The organism is Deltaproteobacteria bacterium (genome assembly GCA_020848905.1).
Taxonomy (GTDB): Bacteria; Myxococcota_A; Polyangia.
The window spans coordinates 48,499-69,184 of the sequence record JADLHG010000036.1; the positions used below are offsets into that span (position 1 = coordinate 48,499).

At 69.8% G+C, this 20,686-nt stretch carries 15 protein-coding genes; 4 read left to right on the top strand and 11 right to left on the bottom strand.

The features are described from left to right. Window positions 1-58 precede the first annotated feature (58 nt). The gene (locus IT371_15615; protein ID MCC6749088.1) at window positions 59-1,633 is read left to right on the top strand and encodes a transglutaminase domain-containing protein; all 1,575 of its coding nucleotides are present in this window, start codon (window positions 59-61) and stop codon (window positions 1,631-1,633) included. 183 nt (window positions 1,634-1,816) lie between these two features. Beyond that, complete coding sequence (locus IT371_15620; GenBank protein ID MCC6749089.1) at window positions 1,817-2,557, top strand: hypothetical protein; 741 nt, start codon at window positions 1,817-1,819, stop codon at window positions 2,555-2,557. Here IT371_15620 and IT371_15625 read toward each other — a convergent pair. From IT371_15625 to acsA, 8 genes are all read right to left on the bottom strand, one after another. Then, window positions 2,554-3,015, bottom strand: coding sequence for a hypothetical protein (locus IT371_15625; GenBank protein ID MCC6749090.1), 462 nt, complete (start codon window positions 3,013-3,015; stop codon window positions 2,554-2,556). The two genes, IT371_15620 and IT371_15625, sit on opposite strands and share 4 nt — an antisense overlap. A gap of 16 nt (window positions 3,016-3,031) precedes the next feature. Beyond that, window positions 3,032-4,660, bottom strand: coding sequence for a hypothetical protein (locus IT371_15630; GenBank protein ID MCC6749091.1), 1,629 nt, complete (start codon window positions 4,658-4,660; stop codon window positions 3,032-3,034). 74 nt (window positions 4,661-4,734) lie between these two features. Continuing rightward, the gene (locus tag IT371_15635) at window positions 4,735-5,061 is read right to left on the bottom strand and encodes a hypothetical protein (GenBank protein MCC6749092.1); all 327 of its coding nucleotides are present in this window, start codon (window positions 5,059-5,061) and stop codon (window positions 4,735-4,737) included. A gap of 371 nt (window positions 5,062-5,432) precedes the next feature. Then, entirely contained in the window at window positions 5,433-6,974 is a 1,542-nt protein-coding gene (locus tag IT371_15640) for a DEAD/DEAH box helicase (GenBank protein ID MCC6749093.1), read from the bottom strand. 223 nt (window positions 6,975-7,197) lie between these two features. Further along, window positions 7,198-7,461, bottom strand: a complete 264-nt coding sequence (locus IT371_15645; protein ID MCC6749094.1) for an acyl carrier protein — start codon at window positions 7,459-7,461, stop codon at window positions 7,198-7,200. After that, window positions 7,458-8,687, bottom strand: coding sequence for a 2-oxo acid dehydrogenase subunit E2 (locus IT371_15650; protein ID MCC6749095.1), 1,230 nt, complete (start codon window positions 8,685-8,687; stop codon window positions 7,458-7,460). Before IT371_15650 ends, IT371_15645 begins: the two co-directional genes overlap by 4 nt. Further along, window positions 8,684-10,246, bottom strand: a complete 1,563-nt coding sequence (locus tag IT371_15655) for an alpha-ketoacid dehydrogenase subunit beta (GenBank protein MCC6749096.1) — start codon at window positions 10,244-10,246, stop codon at window positions 8,684-8,686. Before IT371_15655 ends, IT371_15650 begins: the two co-directional genes overlap by 4 nt. Window positions 10,247-10,667: 421 nt before the next feature. Then, window positions 10,668-12,449, bottom strand: a complete 1,782-nt coding sequence (gene acsA / locus IT371_15660; GenBank protein MCC6749097.1) for an acetate--CoA ligase — start codon at window positions 12,447-12,449, stop codon at window positions 10,668-10,670. Window positions 12,450-12,688: 239 nt separating this feature from the next. On the opposite strand from acsA, the gene hppD reads away from it, so the two are divergent. Together hppD and IT371_15670 are read left to right on the top strand one after the other, a co-directional pair. Then, window positions 12,689-13,780, top strand: a complete 1,092-nt coding sequence (hppD, locus tag IT371_15665; protein MCC6749098.1) for a 4-hydroxyphenylpyruvate dioxygenase — start codon at window positions 12,689-12,691, stop codon at window positions 13,778-13,780. Beyond that, window positions 13,780-14,934 (top strand): homogentisate 1,2-dioxygenase, encoded by a 1,155-nt coding sequence (locus IT371_15670; protein ID MCC6749099.1) that lies wholly within the window; start codon window positions 13,780-13,782, stop codon window positions 14,932-14,934. Before hppD ends, IT371_15670 begins: the two co-directional genes overlap by 1 nt. A gap of 23 nt (window positions 14,935-14,957) precedes the next feature. On the opposite strand, the gene IT371_15675 is transcribed toward IT371_15670, so the two are convergent. From IT371_15675 to IT371_15685, 3 genes are all read right to left on the bottom strand, one after another. Then, window positions 14,958-16,415, bottom strand: a complete 1,458-nt coding sequence (locus tag IT371_15675; GenBank protein ID MCC6749100.1) for a hypothetical protein — start codon at window positions 16,413-16,415, stop codon at window positions 14,958-14,960. After that, the gene (locus IT371_15680; protein ID MCC6749101.1) at window positions 16,412-17,011 is read right to left on the bottom strand and encodes a hypothetical protein; all 600 of its coding nucleotides are present in this window, start codon (window positions 17,009-17,011) and stop codon (window positions 16,412-16,414) included. Before IT371_15680 ends, IT371_15675 begins: the two co-directional genes overlap by 4 nt. A 175-nt stretch (window positions 17,012-17,186) precedes the next feature. Continuing rightward, complete coding sequence (locus tag IT371_15685) at window positions 17,187-20,519, bottom strand: beta-propeller domain-containing protein (protein ID MCC6749102.1); 3,333 nt, start codon at window positions 20,517-20,519, stop codon at window positions 17,187-17,189. Window positions 20,520-20,686 lie beyond the last annotated feature (167 nt).

The window sequence follows — 20,686 nt, forward strand, 5'->3', positions numbered from 1 at the left end:
TTCGCAAGTGGTTTGAATGACGCGAGTATGCGCGATGGGGGCCCTCGTCCAGGATGGCATGAGACTTGAAGTCAGCAGCCACAACACAACGACCATGAACACTCATCGGGCTCTCGCACGATCGTTCTCTTTGCGCCTCCTCGCCGCGGTGGTGCTCGTCGGCGCGACGATGGGTGTCGCGGGCGCCGTGCCCGTCGAGGCCCACCTCCAAGGCGCCCTCCATGACTACGACGTCGCGTGGGGGCCGGTCCGCATCCGAGATCGGACGATCGTCGAGGGGAGTCTCGAGCATGGCGGGATTCAGCCGCACATCTTCGTGGACCTCGGGCACTCCGCGCTCGCCCCGCTCTTGAAGCTCGCCGACGAACTCGGTCGGAGCTCGACGCCGGCGCGGCAGAAGGCCGATCTCCTGCGGCAGGCGGTGCGCAAGGCCATGCCCGTGGGGAGGGGCAGCATCCGCTGGCACGACACGGTCGTGCGTATCCAGCGTCGTAGAGACGGGGAGATCGTCTCGCTGGGCGCCGCCGTGGCCACGAAGGCGGGCGTCTGTCGCGAGCACTCCCTGCTCATGAACGTGCTCTTGCAACGGGCGGGGATCGACGCCAAGCGCCGCTACGTGAGCGTGTGGATGGATGGGCCCCTCGGGCGACGCAGGATGGATCACGGCATCAACACCGCGAGCATCGACGGGGTCGAGACGATCGTGGACAGCTTCTACGATCCCTTCCACGGCCAGAGCTGGTCCGAGGTTCGCGCGCCCGCCGGAATTCCGACCCGGCGCCATCTCGGCCTGGTCAAGGGAGCGACGGGCATCGAGGGCGAATACGGCAGTGCCCAAGCCTATCGGTACTACGTGCCGCGCTCGCCCACCGTGAAGACCTTCGGTACCTTCGAGCTCCCGCGCAAGGCGCAGCGCCCGCTCGAGGCGAGCGTGCTGGGCCGCACGCCGGCGGCGCGCCTCTTCGGCGAGCAGCAGGAAGCCTTCGACCGCGCCGGACCCGAGGACTTCGTCGACGCGGAGTGGATCTTCGCGCCCTACTACGTGGTGTTCGGTCATTCGGTGGTTCGCGTGGGAAACAAGGCCTACGAGTTCACGGAGAAGGGCTGGCGTATCCACGAGGAGGGACAGGACAAGGCCGAGGGCTTCCTCTTCGCCAATCCCTTCTTCAAGCGGGAGCTCAAGGCGTATCAGCGGGAGGGAATGCCTCCCTTCGCCATCGCGGTGCCGGTGCGGTTGCGCAAGAGCGAGGTCCTGCGGGCCGAGGAGCGCATCAAGAACGAGCGCTGGAAGCCCTTCGCGCTGCTCACGAACAACTGCAACTCGGCGCTGCTCGACGCGTTCCCCTCGCTGCGCGCGCCGCGGGAGACCCGCTTCTCGCTCTTCTCCTCGCTCTTCACGATGCGCAGGATGCTCGCCGCGGCCGAGGCGCCCCTGCGCCTCTATCTGCTACCCGGGGCGGTCGAGAACGTGCGGAGCCACTCCTTCAAGAACCTCGTGCCGAAGACGCTCTACGGCGAGCACTCGTTGCCCGCGGAATTCCTGCGCCTCGGGCTCGTCGGCTCGAAGCGCCTCGTGGCGAAGCTCGGGCGGGCGCTCGCCGGCAAGCAGGCGGCTACGGCACCCGCGCACTGAACTCGCTAACGATCCCTCCGCCTACTGGCCGGCTACCCGATCCGCCGCGTCCGCGGGGCCACGGGGCCCCACTCGCTCTGCGTGACGCCAAAGCGCCGCACGCAACTATCCGAATATGGCTGGCAAACATCCATGGAACGAAAGCTGCAAAGACCCGCAGGCGTACACCCGTGGAGGTTCGTGATGCGACGCATTTCGGTGCGCCTGGTGGGCTTGCTCGTGCTGACGCTGCCGGTGTCGGCCTGGGCGGACGCGTGGGACGCGACGGCCATGGGGCAGCTCGAGAACGCGCTGGTCCGCGCAGGGTACGGCACGCTGTGGGGCGAGGTGTCGCAGCTCGTTGCTCCATACCACCGACAGGGCCACGTCCGGGACGAGGAGCGGCAGCCGCCCCGGTGGCGCAAGAGAGAGTTTCTCGGCACGGACCGCCTGCGCGTGGAGGGCGCCGACCAGCTGCAGCGTCGGCTGGACCTGGGAGCGACGGTGGTCTCCTACGGCCTGTCGCTTCTTCCGCTGAGCGATGCGTTGGTTCCCCGAGCGTGGAGCGACGGAGCGCTGGCGGGCTTTGGCGCCGAGGTCACGCCCTCGGCGGACAAGCTGGACCTCAGGATCTTTCGCGCCACCGGCCCGGGGAGCGGTTCCCTGACGGCCATGAGCAGTCGATCGCTCGTTCGCGGTTGGGGACAGCGACCGCTGCTCGCTCTGCGGAGGGAGGTTGCCCTGGGACAGGGTGAACGCGAGGAAGGGCCGGCCACCTACGCGCTCGTCTTCGGCGGTGAGGGTGCGACGCCTCTCGCGCCCAAGGGTCCCGTCCTGCAGAAGGTCGCGGCCTGGCTCTACCGCTGGGCGGACAAGCGGACGCAGCAGAACCTCGTGAAGCAGTATCGGGTGGCCCAGCGGGACAAGGCGCGGGTAGGGCGCTAGCGATCTCTCCTCCCGCCAAGGTCCTTCTCGTAGCCCGGAGGAACGATCGGGCCGTCGCGCCGCAGGACGGAGCCGTCGAGCTGCTTCGGCTCGCGGCCCGGGAAGCCACAGACTGTCTTGTAGGCCGTGACCATCGCCTGCACGCTGCCGCAAGCTAGGGCGACGGTCTTGATGGACTTGCCGTCGATGAAGCAGTCGCACTCGTTCGGGAGCAAGCAGTCCAGGGCGTGCGACTTGTTGTCGCAGATCGCGGCGCATACGCAGTCTGCGCACTGGATCTCACAGGCTCCGGGGGTGGTGTCGCCGCTGCCCCCGCCTTCGAGCGCCACGGACGGAGCGTCGAGTGGCGCAGCGTCTTTGGCTGCGTCGGGTTTCGAGCTGCAGCCGCCCGCTAGGGAGGCCAGAACGGCGAAGACCCCCGCTCGAAGAATTGGGCGGCCGGCTAGGATGTGTCGCATCGGTCCTCCCTCCTCCTCAGTCCAGCGCATATTTTTCGAGATAGAAGGCGTAGTAGACGCTGTTCACGTACCCGAGAGCCGGCTCGCTGATGGCGTGGTACTGCAGGGCCGGAAAGCTCGTCGGCGAGTTGCCCCACCCTGGCGTTGCCGGATCCCAGTAGTGCTTCGACGTGTCCACCCGGATCTCGTACTCGAGCCCCGGCCGGCTGGGACGCGCCCGGACCCATGGATAGTAGTCGTAGTGCGCACCGGTAAGGGCCGGCGTCTCGTGCGCGAGCTGGCTCGGATCGGAGCAGTCGATCTCGGCCTGAGTGTTGAGCATGAACTGGCCGCCCGCGTAGACATGCCCGCGCAGGGTCCTGCGGCAACCGGTGGTGCTGTATTCGAGCAGCATGCAGTTGTCGGCCACATCCGGGTGACGGCAGGCGATGGCCGGCACGTCTCGTCCCCCGATGATCGCGCCGAAGCCGGGGGTCTGGCTGCCGTTCCAGGTCACCGTGTGGCTGCCGAGGATCTTGTCGGAGCTGGCGTAGAGGATGACCCAGCGGTGGCTTCCGGGGTCGTACGCCACGGTGACGCCGTTTGCGTCGGTCTGCACTCGGCGGCCATCTGCGTGCTTGAGGTACTCGTTGAAGCCCCAGCTCAGGCCCCCGTTGTACGAGACAGCGAATCGGATGTCTTTCCACATATTTGTTGTCTGCTCGTTCGCCAGGAACGCCACCAGCAAGTAGCGTCCGGGCGCGTCCGTCGCTGCGGCCACCGAGACCGGGTTGTAGGTTCGCCCGTACTCCGAGTTGTCGATGATCGAGCGGCCCGACCAGCCGGTCTGCGTATCGTAGACCTGCAGATTGGCGGCGTGGGAGAAGGGGTAGGCCACGTAGAGGCGGCCCAGGTTGTTCTGGTGATCGGTCGAGATGGACCCGAAGCGGGTGTCGGGCACGATCGACGGCATCCCGGTCGAGCCGGGCGCCCAGCTCGCCCCGCTGCTCGACTGCTGGTGCTTGAGCTGCCAGTTGCGCCAGTACTGACAGAAGACCGCCCCCTCGATGTCATCGCGTCGCAGGTACTGCGCCCCGGCGGTATATCTACCGAACGAGCTGTTCATCACCGAGACCGGGTGCTGCCCGCACCTGCCCATGTCGTCCAGCCCGAGCGCGTGGCCGAGCTCGTGGACCAGCAGGCCCGTCAGATCTCGCTTACCCGTGGTCGGGTTCAAGGACCAGGTGTCGCCGTTTAGAAGGTAGCTCGTCCGCTGCACGAGGATACGGCCCACGGTGCAGTTGGCGGGCGTACCCGAGCACGAGCTGCCCTGAAAGCTCATGCATCCGTCGGCGTTGTCGCCGCACTCGTTCTGACTCGTCGTGGCGCGGACCAGCACGGCGTTCTGGACACTGCTGTTGTTGTAGAAGTCGATGCTCGTGCGGCCGGCGTAGAAGAAGCGCTTGTTGGACTGCCCCTCAGTGTTCCAGACCTCGATCGCGGACTTGATGGCCTTCTCGACATCCTCGATGACGGTGAGGTCCCCCCCGAGCACGTTCTCCATGCCGTTCGCGTGCTGGTAGAGCATCCAAACCGCCGAGTTCGCGGTAGAGTACATCCCGCTCTTGCAGGCGCAGAAGGCCTCGGCGCTGGTGGGGGAGCCCAAGAACGTCGCCACAAGTGTTGCGACGGAGATGGCTGTTCGGACCAAGGAAGACGTCGTCGCTCTTGTGGACATCGTCATGGCTCCTTCCTGGCCGCCGTGAGCCGCGTATAGGGGGTGTAGGCCTCCTGCTGCCGGGTGACGGGACCGTCGATGCGGGCTCCGCCGCACTGCTGCTTGTTCGGCCCGGTCGGCTGCACGCGCGCCTGGGCCGCCCTGAGCCGCCCCGCGACCTCGTCCGGAGAAAGAACGGTGACCGACTCGGAAGAAAGGGCCGCCTGGCGGTTCAGGATGCGGGGCTCTGCATCCCCCGTGCACCCCGGACCGAGCGGCACGAGCAAGAGGAATCCTGCCCACTTACTCCACGACGTACGTCTCCGGGTTCCATCTCTCCATCTCTCCATCTCTCCATCTCCTTTCCGATTGGCGCGCGGTCCCCATCTCTCCGGTCGCGGATCGGCGCGACCTGTCGAGCGCGCGGGCAAATGAGGCGCCTCGGGGAGAACGGATCTCAGACGTGCAAGGACGCGGGATGGGCCCCCCAAGGCCAAGAACTACGCTACCGCTTGCATGGACCGCGCGGCAAGGCGTTTTCCGCTTCGATGCCCAATCCTGACCGCGATGGGTTACCCGCAGCGACCCTGAGGGCTCGTGCTGCGGCCCGCATCCGGTCCGGCGCTGGGCGGCGTGCCGAGGCGCGATAGCGCCGCGGGGGAGGTCTTCTTTGAGGAAGGAGGGGGCCTGTCTAGAACACCGATCGGTGTTCTAGACCCGGTCAGTCGGCGCCTGCGCCGCTGCGCGGAGAGGTGTCGCGACGCGAGCTCGTTCCCTGCGTGGCGGCGGGGGGGCGGCGACGACGGCGTCGCTGGGCCGGATCGGCGGCCGAGGCCTCCTCCGTGCGTGCGCCCGGGGTGACCGGCGCGGCCCGGCGCTGCGACGCTTCATCCCGCGGCTCCTGACCGGCACCGCGTCCCTGACCGGCACCGCGTCCCTGACCGGCACCGCGTCCCTGACCGGGGCCACGTCCCTGACTGCCGCCGCGTCCTTGACCGGCACCGCGTCCCTGACCGGCACCGCGTCCCTCCCGCGCCGGCGCCCTCTGCGCGGACTGCCTGCCGCGCGCTCCCTGACCCGTGCCGCGAGGCTGGCCCGGCTGCGTGCGCTGCGTCTCGCGCGGCGACGCCGCCGCGGAGTAGTCGAAGCCCTCGATCGTGCGTCGCGCGAGCCGCGTGCCGAGCACTCGCTCGATGGCGGAGATCTGCGCGCCGTCCTCGGGAGAGACGAGCGTGAAGGCGTCCCCCGTGCGGGCTGCGCGACCCGTGCGCCCGATGCGATGGGTGTAGGCGTCCACCGTGTCGGGCATGTCGTAGTTGATGACGTGCGAGATGCTCGCCACGTCGATGCCGCGCGCGGCGATGTCCGTGGCCACCAGGATCTGGTAGGTCCCGTCGCGGAAGCCTCCCATGGCCTCCTCGCGGCGGTTCTGCGAGAGGTTCCCCTGCAGGCAGGTGGCCGCCAGCCCCTCGCCGGCGAGGTGCTGCGCCAGGCGCTTCGCCCGGTGCTTCGTCCGGGTGAAGATGAGCACGGAGCCCTCTCCGACGCTGCGCAGGATTTCGTGGACCAGCTTGGTCTTGAGGTGCTGCGCCACGGGGAAGAGGGCGTGCGCCACGGTGGCCGCGGGGGCCGGAGGATTGACGCGCACGCGCACCGGGTTCTTCAGGACCTCGTGCACCAGGCGGTCCAGCTCCGTCGGCATGGTGGCCGAGAAGAGGAGCGTCTGTCGCTGGGCCGGAAGCTGCCCCAGGATGCGGCGCACGTCGGGGAGAAAGCCCATGTCGAACATGCGGTCGGCTTCGTCCAGCACCGCGACCTCGACCTTCGAGAGGTCGATGCTGCGCTGGCGGAGGTGGTCGAGGAGGCGGCCGGGGCAGGCCACCACGATCTCCACGCCCGAGCGCAGCTTCGAGGCCTGGGGGTTGAAGCCCACGCCGCCGAAGATGGCCGCGCTGCGCAGGCCCGTCTTCTCGCCGAGGGTGACGAAGGAGTCGTGGATCTGTGCCGCCAGCTCCCGCGTGGGAGCCAGGATGAGCGCCCGGATCCGGCGGCGCGGGCCCTCGGAGAGCCGCTGCAGGATGGGCAGCGCGAAGGCCGCGGTCTTTCCGGTGCCGGTCTGGGCCAGCCCGAGCAGGTCGCGCCCCTCCATGACGGAGGGGATGGCCTGGGTTTGGATGGGGGTTGGGGTCTGGTAACCCGCCGCCCGGACGCCGGCGGCGATCTCGGGACGCAGGTTGAACGCGTCGAAGGTGGACGTAGACAAGGCGATATCTTGGCTCTCCTGAGTCCTAGGGTTCTAGGGTGATGCGTGCGCGAGAAATCGGCGCCCTGGGACCTGCCACCCGCCACGGACTCAGGCTTCACTGGGGGGGGTGACCAAGGAGGCGAAGCTCGGATGGAGCTTCCACGCGAGGCCTGGGCAATATGATCGACCGGCGTGGGGCATGCAAGGGAAAAAATGCCCGCCCCTCGAAGAAGTCGGGTCCCTAGCCGGGCCCGCCCCGTCGGAGATAGGCCACGCAGCCCTGCAGGGTCGCGACCCGGGCGTAGTCGCGCTCGGGGATCTCGACCCCGGTCAGCCGCTTGATGGCCACGAGCGCGCGCAGGAAGTCCATCGAGTCGATATCCAGCGCCTCCTGCAGGTTCGCGGCCGGATCGAGCGCGGCGAGGTCCGCTTCGGGGGCTACCTCCGCGAGCGCCGCCAGGGCGGCGGTCCGGGCCTCGGCTTCGGTGAGGACGCGAGGGGTCATAGCTCCTCCGGGTGCTGCAGCAGCTGGTCGATGGCGGCCAGGTACATCGCGCCGCGGTGCCCGTCGCTCACGCGGTGGTCGGCGGCCAGCGTGGTCCCGACGAGCGGGCGCACTCCGATGAGACCCCCCTCCGCCCACGGGCGCTCCACCACCTTGCCGAAGCCCACGAGCGCCACCTGCGGCGGATAGATCACGCCCTGGACCCATTCCACACCGCGCTGGCCCAGGCTGGTGACGGTGATCGTTCCGTCCGTGAGCTCGGAGCTTCGCAGACGCCCCGAGCGGGCGCGCTCGGAGACGTCGGTCAGGGCGTCCATGAGCTCTCCCAGGCTCAGCGTGCTGGCGTGGTGGATGGCGGGGATGACCAGACCTCCTTCGCGCAGGGAGATGGCCACGCCGAGGTGGACCGCGGAGGCGGGCTCGAACCGCCCGTCGCGGTAGTAGCCGTTCACCTCGGGCACGGCGGCCACGGCGCGGGCGGCGGCCTTCAGCAGGAGCACCGCCGGTAGCAGCCGCGCCTCGAGCGGACGGCCCTCGTTCTCCTCGCGCAGCCAGGTCATCGCCCGCTCGAGGCAGATCTGCGTGGCCAGGTAGTAGTGCGGGATCTCCCGCTTCGAGAGGCTCATGGCGCGCGCGATGGCGCGCCGCATGGGGGGCGTCTCGTCGGCGGGGGGCGCGGCAGGCGCGCGTGGGGCCGCTGCCTCGGCGTGCTCCGCTCGGACCGTCTCCGCCGGCGTCGCGGGCGCCGTGGTCGCCACAGGTGCCGCGCCCGGTCCGAGGTCCCGGGCCACGATGGCTCCGCCGGGTCCGCTCCCCCGGACCGTCCCCAGCGCGAGGCCACGCTCGGCCGCCAGGCGACGCGCGAGCGGGCTGGCCTTGAGCCGCGCGCTGTCCGCCGGCGGCGAGCCGACTGGAGCCGGCACCGGCTGGATCGGAGCCGGGGCTTCGCGGAACGGAGCCGGGGCCTGCGGCACCGGGGGCGGGGCCGACGCGCTCTCTCGCAAGCGCGCGATCGGAGTTCCGACGGGGACGTCTTCGCCCCCGGGGACCAGCAGCTCCTCGACCACCGCGTCCTGCCAGATCTCGACCTCGATCACCCCCTTGTCGGTCTCGACGAGCAGGACCACCTGGCCGCGACGTACGGCCTCGCCCGGCTGCACGCGCCACTCCACGATGCGGCCGCGTTCCATGTCCGCGCCCAGCGAGGGCATGCAGAAGTCGCTCATCGTCCCAGCGCTCCGCGTGCGGCGGCCACGATCCCGTCCACCTGCGGCAGGGCGGCCTCCTCCAGGTGGCGCGCGTAGGGGATCGGCACCTCCGCGGTGCAGACCCGGGCCGGAGGCGCGTCGAGCTCGTAGAACGATCCTTCTAGAATCGACGCAAGGATTTCCGCCGCCAGGCCGCCGGTCCGCCAGCACTCGTCCACCACCACCACGCGGTGCGTGCGCCGGACGGAGTCATGGATACTCTCGAGGTCGAGGGGCCGCAGGCTCCGCAGGTCCAGCACCTCGGCCGAGACCCCCTCCGCCTCGAGACGCTCGGCCGCCTCGAGCGTCTTGTAGAGGCTCCCCCCGTGGGTGATCAGGCTCAGGTCCCGGCCGGGGCGACGGACCGCCGCGTTGTAGATCGATCCTTCTATAACGTTCGCGCCGAGCTCCCCTTCCAGGTTGTAGAGCCCGCCGTGCTCGAAGATCACCACCGGGTCGGGGTCCTCGAGGGCCGGCCAGAGCATCCCGCGAGCGTCCTCGATCGTGGCCGGCGCGAGCACCTTGAGCCCCGGGACGTGCGCGTACCAGTTCTCGAGGCTGTGCGAGTGCTGGCAGGCGAGCTGGCGTCCGGCCCCGGTAGTCATGCGGATCACGAGCGGCACGTTGAACTGCCCCCCGGACATGTGGAGCAGCGTGGCTGCGTTGTTCACGATCTGGTCCAGGGCCAGCAGGCTGAAGTTCACGGTCATGATCTCGACGATCGGGCGCATGCCGCCGAGCGCCGCGCCGACCCCCGCGCCCACGAACGCGCCCTCCGAAAGCGGGGTGTCGCGGATCCGCTCGGGGCCAAACTCCTCGAGGAGCCCGCGGCTCACGCCGAAGCCGCCGCCGTAGGCGCCCACGTCCTCGCCCATCAGGAAGACCCGCTCGTCGCGCGTGAGTGCCTCCCGGAGCGCCTCGCGTACCGCCTCGCGGTAGGTCAGCTTGCGCCGCGTCGCGCTCGCTCCGGTCATCGTCGCCCCTCCTCGCTGCAGACGAAGCGCGTCAGCTCCGCGACCGGCTCGAACGCGCCCGCCTCGGCCGCGGCCACCGCCGCGTCGAGCTCCGCCCCGAGCTCCGCCTCCAGCGCGGCCAGCGCTTCGTCGTCGAGAAAGCCCTCCTGCCGCAGCCGCGCCGAGAAGGTCGCGATGGGGTCCCGCTTCTTCCAGGCCTCGACCTCGTCCTTCGCGCGGTAGAGCTCCGGATCGAACATGGAGTGCGCGCGGAAGCGGTAGGTCTGGAGCTCGAGGAAGTGCGGTCCGCTGCCGCCGCGGATGGCGTCCACGGCCTTCGTCGCGGCGTGCTCCACCGCCAGCACGTCCATCCCGTCGACCGTCCAGGCGGGCACCTCGTAGCTCGCCGCCTTCAGGCTGAGGTGGGTCTCCGACTCGTAGCGCGCAAGGGCCGTGCCCATGGCGTAGAAGTTGTTCTCGCAGAGGAAGAGCACCGGGAGGCCCCAGAGGGCGGCCAGGTTGAGGGACTCGTGAAAGGCTCCCTCGGCCACCGCCCCGTCGCCGAAGAAGCAGGCCGTGACGCATGTGCGGCCCGAGAGCTTGTCGGCGAGGGCGAGCCCCACGGCGAGCGGCAGCCCCCCCGCCACGATCGCGTTTCCGCCGTAGAAGCGCGTCCTCGCGTCGAAGAGGTGCATCGAGCCGCCTCGGCCCCGGCAGCAGCCCTCGATCTTGCCGTACATCTCGGCCAGCACGGAGGCGGGGCTCAGGCCGCGGGCCAGCGCGTGACCGTGCTCGCGGTAGGTGGAGACCACCGCGTCCTCGGGGAGAAGGGGCTGCATCGCCCCCACCGCCACCGCCTCCTCTCCGATGTAGAGGTGGAGGAAGCCGCGGATCTTGGTCGCCTGGTAGAGCTCGGCGCAGCGCTCCTCGAAGCGCCGGATGCGCAGCATCTCGCGCAGCAGGCCAAGCGCGTGGGCGCGCAGGGTGTGGGCGGCCTCGCTCTGGGTCACGTCTCCTTCTCCGTCTGTTCTAGGGTGGAGAGGTCGCCGTCGGGAAGACCGAGCTCGCGGGCCTTGAGCAGGCGCCGCATGATCTTGCCGCTGCGGGTCCGAGGGAGCTGTGCGGCGAAGGAGATCTCCTTCGGCGCCACCGCGGGCCCGAGGCGGGTGCGGGCGAAGCCGAGGAGCTCCCGGGCCAGCTCGTCCGTCGGCTCGAAGCCGCGCTTCAGCGCCACGAAGGCCTTGATCAGCGCGCCCGCCACGGGGTCCGGCTTGCCGATCACCCCCACCTCGGCCACCGCCGGGTGCTCCATCAGCGCGCTCTCCACCTCGAACGGCCCGATCAGGTGCCCGGCGCACTTGATCACGTCGTCGCCGCGTCCGACGAACCAGAAGTAGCCGTCGGCGTCGCGCTTGGCGAGGTCGCCCGAGAGGTACCATCCCCCGACGAAGCAGCGCCGGTAGCGTTCCTCCTGGTGCAGGTAGCCGCGGAACATGGAGGGCCACCCGGTCCGCAGGGCGAGCTCCCCCTCCACCCCCGCTTCGGTGACGACCTCGGGCTGGCCCTGCCGCACGATCACCTGACCGGCCTCGTCGCGGCGCAGGATCGCGGCCTCGATCCCGGGGAGCGGGCGGCCCATCGAGCCCGGCCGCACCTCGCAGGCTGCGAAGTTGGCGATCATGATCCCGCCCGTCTCGGTCTGCCACCAGTTGTCGTGGATCGGCCGGCCGAAGACCTCGCTCCCCCAGAGCACGGCCTCGGGGTTGAGCGGCTCGCCCACACTGGCGATGAAGCGCAGGCGGGAGAGGTCGCGCGCTCGCGCCAGCTCCGGGCCGGCCTTCATCAGCATCCGCACGGCGGTCGGAGCGGTGTACCAGTTGGTGACGCGTTCCTCCTCGAGGAGGCGGTACCAGCGCTCGGGATCGAACTCGGCCTCGTCCACGACCAGCGTGGCGCCGAGGGCGAGCGGCGCGAGGATCCCGTACGAGGTGCCCGTCACCCACCCGGGGTCGGCGGTGCACCAGAAGACGTCGTCGGGGCGCAGATCGAGGGCCAGGCGCGCGGTGACCCGGTGGGCCAGGATTGCCCGGTGCACGTGGAGCGCGCCCTTCGGCGTGCCGGTGGTGCCGCTCGTGAAGTGGAGCAGCGCGGGGGCCTCGGGGTCCATTCCGCGGGTGGCGAAGCTGCCGGGCGTGGAGAGGAGCGCGTCGAAGGGCAGCGTGCCGGAGGGGGCCTCGCCGGTTGCCCCGGCCAGGAGGACGTGCTCGAGCTTCGGCAGCCGCGGCCGGAGCGCCGCGACGCGCTTCTGGTAGAGGGCCGGCGTCGTGAGCAGCACGGCTCCCTCCCCGAGGGTGAGCCGGGTGTAGACCGGCTCCGGACCGAAGGCCGAGAAGAGCGGGCAGACCACGGCGCCCGCCTTCAGCGCGCCGAGCGCCGTGACGTAGAGCTCGGGGATGCGGCCGGCGAGCGTGAAGACGCGCGTTCCCGGCCTCACGCCGAGACGCTCCAGACCACCCGCGGCCAGCTGGCTCAGGCGGTCCAGCTCGCGGTAGGTCAGCTCGCGCCGCTCTCCGCGCTTGCCGAGCCACCTTAGGGCGCAGCGATCCGCCTCGGGGCCGTTCGCGTGGCGGCCCACCGCCTCGTGACCCAGGTTGAGGCGCCCGCCCGGGAGCCAGGCCAGCTCCGTCGCAGCCTGCTCCCACGAGAAGTCCCGCCGTGCGGCGTCGTAGTCGAGCAGGTTCGGCGGAGTGATCCAGGCGGCGGGCTTCGCGATGGGTGGAAAGGGCATGGCGCGCTCCCCAAAAGCATGAAGTGCACGCCGCGCGCCAACCTCGCCGCGGACCGAAGGCGCCACAGCGGGGCGAATTTGCATCGTATGCGCTCGCGGCCGTCGAGCGGACGTCCCCGAGGCGGGGCCAGGCTGGCCTGCTCCCGACGAGACGGCCCGTGCGTGGAGGTCACCCTGACCCGGCCGCGTAACGGCGGGGCGGCCCACGGCGTACCTGGGACGCCACGACGAGAGGTCACATGAGTCACGAGCCACTGCCCGTCAAGGGCTTCCACCACGTCGAGCTCTGGGTCGGCAACGCCAAGCAGGCGGCCTACTACTACCGACGCGCTCTCGGATTCGATCAGCTGGCCTATGCGGGTCCGGAGACGGGGGTGCGGGACCGGGCGAGCTACCTGCTGGGGCAGGGGAAGATCCGCCTCGCGCTCACGAGCCCCGTGGCGGCGGACCATCCGATCTCCGCGCACCTCGCGCGGCACGGCGACGGCGTGCGCGACGTGGCCTTCGCCGTGGAGGACGTGGAGCGCTGCTACCGCGAGGCGGTGGCCCGGGGAGCCGAGGCGATTGCGGCTCCGGAAACGCTCGGAGACGGGCAAGGGAGCGTGCGACGCGCCACGGTGCGGACCTACGGCGACACGGTGCACAGCTTCGTCTCGGGGGCGGCAGGGGGCGACGGCTTCCTCCCCGGGTATGCCCCCCTCGCGGTGGCAGCCGACCGGCCCGTCGGGCTCCTCGCCATCGACCACGTGGTGGGAAACGTGGAGCAGGGGCGCATGCAGGTGTGGCGCGAGTTTTACGAACGTGTGTTCGGATTCGAGCCCTTCGTCTCCTTCGACGACAAGGACATCTCCACCGAGTTCTCGGCGCTGCGCAGCCAGGTCATGGCCAACGCCTCGCGCAGCGTGAAGATGCCCATCAACGAGCCCGCCGTCGGTCGCAAGAAGAGCCAGATCCAGGAGTACCTGGACTTCAACGCGGGGGCCGGGGTGCAGCACCTCGCGCTCCTCACCGACGACATCATCTTCACCGTCTCGCGGCTGCGCGAGAACGGCGTGGAGTTTCTCGCGGTGCCCGACACCTACTACGACGAGGTCTGGGAGCGCGTGGGAGCCGTGGCCGAGGAGCGCCGACGCGTGCGCGAGCTCGGCATCCTCGTGGACCGAGACGAGCGCGGGTATCTCCTGCAGCTCTTCACGCGGCCGGTGCAGGACCGGCCGACGCTCTTCTACGAGATCATCCAGCGCCGAGGGTGCCAGTCCTTCGGCAAGGGGAACTTCAGGGCGCTCTTCGAGTCGATCGAGCGCGAGCAAGCCCGACGGGGGAATCTCTGATGCCGGTCTATCGTCAGCTGGGGCGCGTGCCTCGCAAGCGGCACGTGGTATTCGCGCGGGAAGGGGGAGGCCTCTACTACGAGGAGCTGATGGGCAACCAGGGCTTCTCGGGGCTCTCCTCGCTCCTCTATCACGAGCGCCGGCCGACGGCGGTGCGGTCGAGTCGGCTCCTGGCCGAGCTCTCGTGGGAAGCGGACCCGGACCGAACGCTGCGCATGCGGCACTTCCGGCTCGGGCGGCTCGAAGCGGGCGGCAGCCCCACACTGGGGCGCGTGCCCATCGCCTTCAACGCGGAGGTGGCGCTCTCGGTCGTCCAGCCCGGCCGCAGCGACGAGTTCTTCTACCGGAACGCGCAAGGAGACGAGCTGCTCTTCGTGGCGGACGGCGAGGGCGTGCTCGAGAGCCAGCTCGGCGAGCTCGACTACGGGCGCGGCGACTACCTGGTCGTGCCGCGCGGGATCCTCTACCGCCTGCGACTCGGCGCGGGTCCGCACCGGCTCTTCGTCGTGGAGAGCGCGGGGGCCGTCGAGACGCCGCGGCGCTACCGCAACGAGCACGGCCAGCTCGTGGAGGGGGCGCCCTATTGCGAGCGGGACCTACGCGCGCCGGAGCGGCTCGTCCAGCACGAGGCGGCGGGCGAGGCGCGCCTGGTGGTGAAGGCCCAGAACCGGCTGACCGAGGTGGTCCTCGACCACCATCCCTTCGACGTGGTCGGCTGGGACGGCTACTACTACCCGTGGGCGCTGAACGTGCGCGACTTCGAGCCGATCGTGGGGCGCATCCACCAGCCGCCTCCCGTGCACCAGACCTTCCAGGGGCCGGGCTTCGTGGTCTGTTCGTTCGTGCCGCGCCCGTACGACTTCGACCCGCGGGCCGTACCTGCCCCCTACCACCACGCGAACGTGCGCTCCGACGAGGTGATCTTCTACGCCAAGGATCGCTTCATGAGCCGCAAGGGGATCGAGTATGCCTCGCTCACGCTCCATCCGGACGGCCTCGTGCACGGCCCGCACCCGGGCCGCACCGAGGAGTCGATCGGCCAGAAGGAGACCGACGAGCTGGCGGTGATGGTGGATACCTTCCAGCCGCTCACCGTGGCGCGGGACGTTCTTGCCGTCGAGGACGCGGACTACGGGCGCTCCTGGCTCGAGTAGGCTCGGCGCGCCCGGCCGCGCCCCTATCGCGCGAGGGCCTTGTCGAGGGCCGTCTGCGCTTCGCCGCGCAGCATGGCCTCGCGCGCCGGGTCGATGAGTCCGAGGGACTTGAGCGCGAGCAGGTCGGGTTTCGCGCGGTTCAGGTTGAGCGTTCCGACGACCTCGTAGGCCGTGCTGTACTCCCTCGCGTCCCACTGCCGGATCTGGACGGTCGAGAAGGTCGCCCAGCTCTTGAACGCGACGGCGAGGTCCGGATGGTCCTGGGCCAGCTTCTCGTAGATCTCCCTCACGCGGACCACGCTCTCGAGCGCCAGCCGTGCCTCCACGAGCGTCTTGTTCTCCTCGTGGAGCGCGAGCGTCTTCTCGAGGTGGTAGGTACGCGCCGAAGCGGGCAGGCCCCGGATCTGGCGGGCCGACGGCTGGAGATCGATCACGTAGTCCACCGCCTCGGGCTGGAGCTGGCGGGCCATCGCATCGAAGAACGAGTCGGCGACCAGCGTGCTGTGTCCGTCGAGCTCGCCACGCATGGAGGAGAACACCCCGCGCGCGCGGATCGAGCCGTGCACGCTGGAGTGACCGCGCACGTGAGACTCCCCGTGAGCTTCGGCCACCGTGTCGCTGTGGATGCTAAGGTCCGTCGTGAGCTCGGGGAGCTCGTTCAGTCGCGCGAGAGCTTCCTTGTAGAGCTTCTCCGCCTGGGGGCGCGTGAGCTTCTTCGTGGAAAGGCGGTTGGCCTTGACCTGGGCGGTGGCCTCGGCCAGGAGCTCTTGCTCCGTCGCCTGAAGCCGATCGAGGGCGGGTCGCAGCGTCGGGTGATTGTCGGTCAGGCGCGTGGCGATCTGCTCGAGCATGCCGTAGCCCCGCTTGGCCGCCATGGCGGGGTTCGCGTAGGGGCGGACGAAGGCCGCGACGTCGCCGAGGATGGGGGTGAGCACAGCCGCGGGGACGGTCGCCAGGACTCCGGCGAGGTCCCTCATGGCGTTTTCCCATCGTCCGAGAGAGCGGCGTGTGCCCTGCTCCGTCTCGGCGCGCTGCGACTTCCACGCCTCGAGGGCCTTGGCATACGTCGCTTCCGCCTTGGCGCGCTCCTTGGCCTTGCGCCTCTCGCCCGTCAGGAAGCCCGGCAGGGGGCTCTTCTTCGCCACGGCGGGAGGCGCTACGGGAGCCACGGGGGGCTGGTTCTTGGCCTCCCAGTGCTGCAATTCCGCCACGCACGCGGCCTCGCGGTTCTCGTGGCTGGCGGCAAAGGGGCCCCAGCCTCCGCCACCGCCCTCCCGCACGAGCTCGAGGCACTTACCGATGGCGTTAACATGGGCGAGGCGCTGCACCATCTGCTGGCCCAGCGGCGCGTGGGCGTCGCGATACTCCTGCACGCGCTGCCCGTAGGTCTTGGTCGTCTCCGCCTTTCGGGCGTGGGCGCCGCCAAGGGGCGCCAAGACGATGGCGAGAATCGCGGCCGAGCGGGCGGCTGTCCTTTTCATGGCGTCCTCTTGTTCTTCTTGTCCCGCTGCCTACCAGCGCTCGAGAAGTACTTCGTGCGGGCGAGTTCAGAGCGGCGATCGCGCTCCTGGACGGAGATCCACGGCGACACCCCCGCCCCCTCCAGTTCCTTCTTGGAGAAGCCCAGCGAGCGCAGGAACTGTCCGATGAGCTGCTGCGGGTCCACGGAGTTCGCGGGGGCGAGCCGTTGCCCGTAGGCGGCCAGAGCCCCGGCCAGCTCGTAGACCGTGACGGGCCCGAGCACCCTCCAGAGCTCCGCGCCCCTGACGTCGCGCTGCTTTCCCAGGTTCACCCCCCAGTCATGCGCGGTGTAGTAGGAGTTGCCGTAGGTCAGCGTTCGTCGGCCGACCTTGAGGGAGATCTTCCCGTGGTCCACGGAGCCGGACACGGCGAGCACCTGAACCGCAGAGCCGCTGCCGTCCCCGTAGCCTCGAATCAGCGTCTTGAGCTTGGGATTGCGCACGGTGACGATCTGGGTCTTGTTGCCCCCCAAGGCGCTGGCCTGCGGGGCCGCAGCGAGGTGCGCGCCTACGAGCAGGGGCAAGGCTGCGACGGCGACGGCAGTCGATCGTTTCATGCTGGGCCTCTTTGCGCGGGCTTATTGCATCAAGGGTGCCAGCCGGGGCTGCTTGAAGAGCAAGGGCTTTCCGGCGTCTCTGGATGCTCGAGTGACCGGCAAGGGGCTCGTGCATTCGCCGCGAGCGCCGTTCCAGCGGGCGCGCATCGCTGCCGCCGGCGCTTCGGCGAAGCCGTTACGAGGCGGGTAGGCTGACGGCTCCGAGCGGGAGCTCCACCACGCCGTAGTGTCCGGCCGCGAGGTAGGCCCGGTCCTTCGCCAGCAGCAGGTGGGTGGCCCAACCGAGGGTGGGCGTGAAGGAGATCCCGCGCGGGGCGGCGAGCTGCGAGGTGTCCGTCACCAGGAGCCCCGTACCGGGCAGGAGCACGAAGAGGCGGCTTTGACGGAAGCCGACCAGGCTCGCCCCCCACGTGCCGAGCGCCGAGGTAGACTTCAGGTCCAGCTTGAGCGCGGAGAGATCGAAGGCCAGCAGGTGGTCGCCCTGCTCGGCGTCCGGCGAGGGGCGGCCGCTGTAGTAGTCGTAGCTTCGTTGCCCCAGCATGAAGAGCTGCGCTCCGTCGAGCACCACGTCGGAGAGGTACCAGTGGTCCATGAGGCGGCTGTCCCGCAGCTCGGCCTTGACCTGCCCCGAGAGGGTGACCTGCCGCAGCAGGTTCAGGCGTCGGACCTCGCGGAAATAGTCCCACGGGCCGAGATAGGGGGTGGACGTCACGTTCGCGCGGCGCTCGAAGTGCCGGTCGTGCGTCAGCAGGAGCCGCTGCCCGCCGTGCGTGGTGATCTTCATCAGCTGGCCCGGCAGATTCAACGCGTCGCCGGCGGTGAGCTGGCCGGCGCTCGCGCGATAGGGCACCGCGTAGTACCGGAAGAGGTCGAACGCCTGTCCCTCCACCGTCATGGATCCGGCGGCCCGGCGCGCACTCAGGTAGACGACGGTCGGATCGTCGGGGGAGGGGACGAGCCCGTAGTACTCCCAGTCGTCGGTGGAGAGCGGCTGCTCCACGAAGCGGGGGCTGGCCGGGTTCGAGAGGTCCACGAGCTGCAGGCTGGTCCTGCGCGTGCTCTTGTTGCCGACCGGGCTGTAGTCCCAGCGCGTGGTGAGCGCTACGATCCCCGCGCCCGCCGTGACCCACTGGTCCGCCGCGTCGAAGCTATAGCGGTAATAGAACCCCGGGCCGTCGCAGTAGTGGTGGTAACTCGGCAGCCAGGTCGTCGGGAGCTGTCCGCGGCCGACCACCCGGGGCGCCTCGGGGTTCGAGAGGTCGTAGATCAGAACCTCCGTCGCGGCCGGGGTCCCGTCGGGCGCGGCGTTCCGGCTGCGCAGGAAGACGAGCTTCGTGCCCTGCACCAGGACCGACTGCACGCCGCCCACGGAGAAGCTGGCGAGGAGCTTGCGCTGCTCGAGCGGGGCCGGGTCGTCCGCGCGCCGGATGCGCAGGTCCATGCGCGTCGCGTGGCCCCAGTAGTTCATCTCGGGGCTGAAGGGCGTGACCGCCTCGACGAGGGCGTTGCCGACCCGGTAGAGGCCGCTCACGTAGGGAGCGAGCTCGGTCACCGACTGGAAAACCGGACTCCGCACGTCCGAGAGGTCGGTGAGCGCGAGGTGCGTCTCCGAGAGCGTGGCCACCATGCGGCGCTCGACGCCTCCCTGGCGGTGCTTGAAGAAGATCGTGCGCCGCACCTCTCCCTCGGGGTGGTAGAGCGTCGGCAGGTCCGATAGCACGCGCTGGGCGGCGGGCTCCTTCGTCGCGTCGTAGGCCGACAGGTCGTAGCGCATCAGGCCCACGGCGCTGCGCTGGGCGTAGAAGCGCCAGGCCCAGGGGCCCGTATCCTGCTCCCAGAAGGTCACCGGCACGCCCACCAGGTTCAGGTCCCCTTCGCTGTACATGCCGAGCAGCTTGTGCGCCTGGTCCTGGTTCCAGGTGATCGACGAGCTCTGCCACTTGCCCGAGTTGACCGCCACGCAGCGGCGCTGCACGAGCCGGATGCGCGCGAGGTCTTGCACGTCGATGAGGCTCACCGCCATGCGGGAGGAGGACCAGCCCTGATCGAAGCCGGTGCACGCATCGCTCGTGTCGCGTCCCACGGCGAGGAGGAACTTCCCCTGCTGGATCAGGCGAAAGACGCTCATGTCGCCGCTCAGGCCGTCGATCTCCGAGAGCACCTTGAGCTTCCTCGGGTCCTCGATGCTGATGGCGTAGAGCGGGTCCCGGTTCTGGGCGGTGATGGCGTAGGCCACGCGCCGGTGCACGTCGAAGGCCGTGCCGCGAACCGTCTCGTTGGGCTTGCCGAAGGCCACCGAGGAGAGCTCGACGGGGTTCTTGCCGTCGGTGATATCCACCGCGACCATGTAGTTCTTCACCACGCGGTCACAGCTCGTCCACTCGTCGCGCGCGAAGATGCCGAAGTAGGTCCCTTCCTTGGTCTGCGGGTTGTAGAGGTAGGTCTGCTTGAACTGATCGGAGAGGGCCCCGCGCTGGGTGAACTGCGTGTGCACGCGGATCGCCCCCGACGGATCGCTGATGTCCACCAGGCTCACCTTGGACTCGGCATAGGACTCGCTGCGGCCGCAGCCGCCGAAGCCGCCAGAGCCCGCGCTTTGCCACGCCTGCCAGTTCTCGACGACCATCAAGGTGTTCGCGGTGGCCGAGATGCTCACGCCGGTGAACCAGCGACTGTCGCTTCCGCCGGGCCCGGAGCTCCCCGAGCCCCCGTCGAAGAGCTGGAGCTTGCCCACCTGCAGGACGCGCTTCGGATCGGCCACGTTGTAGGAGTAGACGTGGGCCGTCTCCTGCTGCCGCGCGGGGGAGTTCATCCCCCAGCCCTCGTACCAGTAGCCCGCGGGCTGGTGCGAGACGACGTAGATCGTGTCCTCTACCTTGCGCGAGACCCCTTCGCGCAGGAGGCCGACGATGTCGTGCTCCTGGAGGACCCTCGGCCGTGTCACGTCGCTGAGGTCCACGGTGACGAGGCGCGAGACGTGGTGCCGCTGGAAGCGGAGCTTGCCCGCATCCTGCGTCACGAAGAGCGCGTCCTTCACGAGCACGTAGGCCACCTCGCCCTTGAAGAACATCTCGATCGGGTAGCCGTAGATCGGCAGGCGCGCCAGGCGTGTGGGCTTCTTCGGGTCGTTCAGGTCGTAGACCACGAGGCCCTTGTAGGTGTTCAGGGCGTAGAGGCGGTTCTCGTGCACGCGGAAGATCTCCGCCTCCTCCACCTCGGCGACGCGACCGCCCGGGGCCCCCGGGGCGGGCTGCGCGGGGGAGCTCGACCCGCCGTCCCCTCCCGCGGCCATGCCCGCGTCGGCGTGCGGCATCGAGCGGCCCCCGCCGCTCTCGCCGGTGCCCGGCTCGGCGTTGACGAACTCCGTCTGTCCCTGGTTCCAGGTTCCGTCCGGGCCGGGGCCGTCCGGGAGCTGCTCCAGGCACCCCGCACCCAGCAGGGCGAGCAGGGTGGCGACGACGGCCAGCAGGCCGCCCGACCGATTCTCTTGTGACCGACTGTGCCTCATGGACGACTCCTTGCTGACCCGGCAAGGAGCACGCTCTGTGCCAGTTGGCCACTGTGTGCGTCTTATTTATTCACAATAGCTTAGAAAGATCGCCATTCCCTCTCCCGGGTTGAGTGGGCCGGACAGGTGTGCCGGTATCTGGCACAATCGGCCCACGGAAATGTGTC

Excerpts from the sequence above, each read along its gene's own strand:
- IT371_15625 (MCC6749090.1), bottom strand. The coding sequence starts at position 3,015 with ATGCGACACATCCTAGCCGGCCGCCCAATTCTTCGAGCGGGGGTCTTC.
- IT371_15685 (MCC6749102.1), bottom strand. The coding sequence starts at position 20,519 with ATGAGGCACAGTCGGTCACAAGAGAATCGGTCGGGCGGCCTGCTGGCC.
- IT371_15620 (MCC6749089.1), top strand. The coding sequence starts at position 1,817 with ATGCGACGCATTTCGGTGCGCCTGGTGGGCTTGCTCGTGCTGACGCTG.
- IT371_15655 (MCC6749096.1), bottom strand. The coding sequence starts at position 10,246 with ATGCGTCACGGCCTGCTTCTTCGGCGACGGGGCGGTGGCCGAGGGAGC.
- IT371_15675 (MCC6749100.1), bottom strand. The coding sequence starts at position 16,415 with ATGAAAAGGACAGCCGCCCGCTCGGCCGCGATTCTCGCCATCGTCTTG.
- IT371_15615 (MCC6749088.1), top strand. The coding sequence starts at position 59 with ATGAGACTTGAAGTCAGCAGCCACAACACAACGACCATGAACACTCAT.
- IT371_15645 (MCC6749094.1), bottom strand. The coding sequence starts at position 7,461 with ATGACCCCTCGCGTCCTCACCGAAGCCGAGGCCCGGACCGCCGCCCTG.
- IT371_15670 (MCC6749099.1), top strand. The coding sequence starts at position 13,780 with ATGCCGGTCTATCGTCAGCTGGGGCGCGTGCCTCGCAAGCGGCACGTG.
- IT371_15635 (MCC6749092.1), bottom strand. The coding sequence starts at position 5,061 with ATGGAGAGATGGAGAGATGGAACCCGGAGACGTACGTCGTGGAGTAAG.
- IT371_15650 (MCC6749095.1), bottom strand. The coding sequence starts at position 8,687 with ATGAGCGACTTCTGCATGCCCTCGCTGGGCGCGGACATGGAACGCGGC.
- acsA (MCC6749097.1), bottom strand. The coding sequence starts at position 12,449 with ATGCCCTTTCCACCCATCGCGAAGCCCGCCGCCTGGATCACTCCGCCG.
- IT371_15680 (MCC6749101.1), bottom strand. The coding sequence starts at position 17,011 with ATGAAACGATCGACTGCCGTCGCCGTCGCAGCCTTGCCCCTGCTCGTA.
- hppD (MCC6749098.1), top strand. The coding sequence starts at position 12,689 with ATGAGTCACGAGCCACTGCCCGTCAAGGGCTTCCACCACGTCGAGCTC.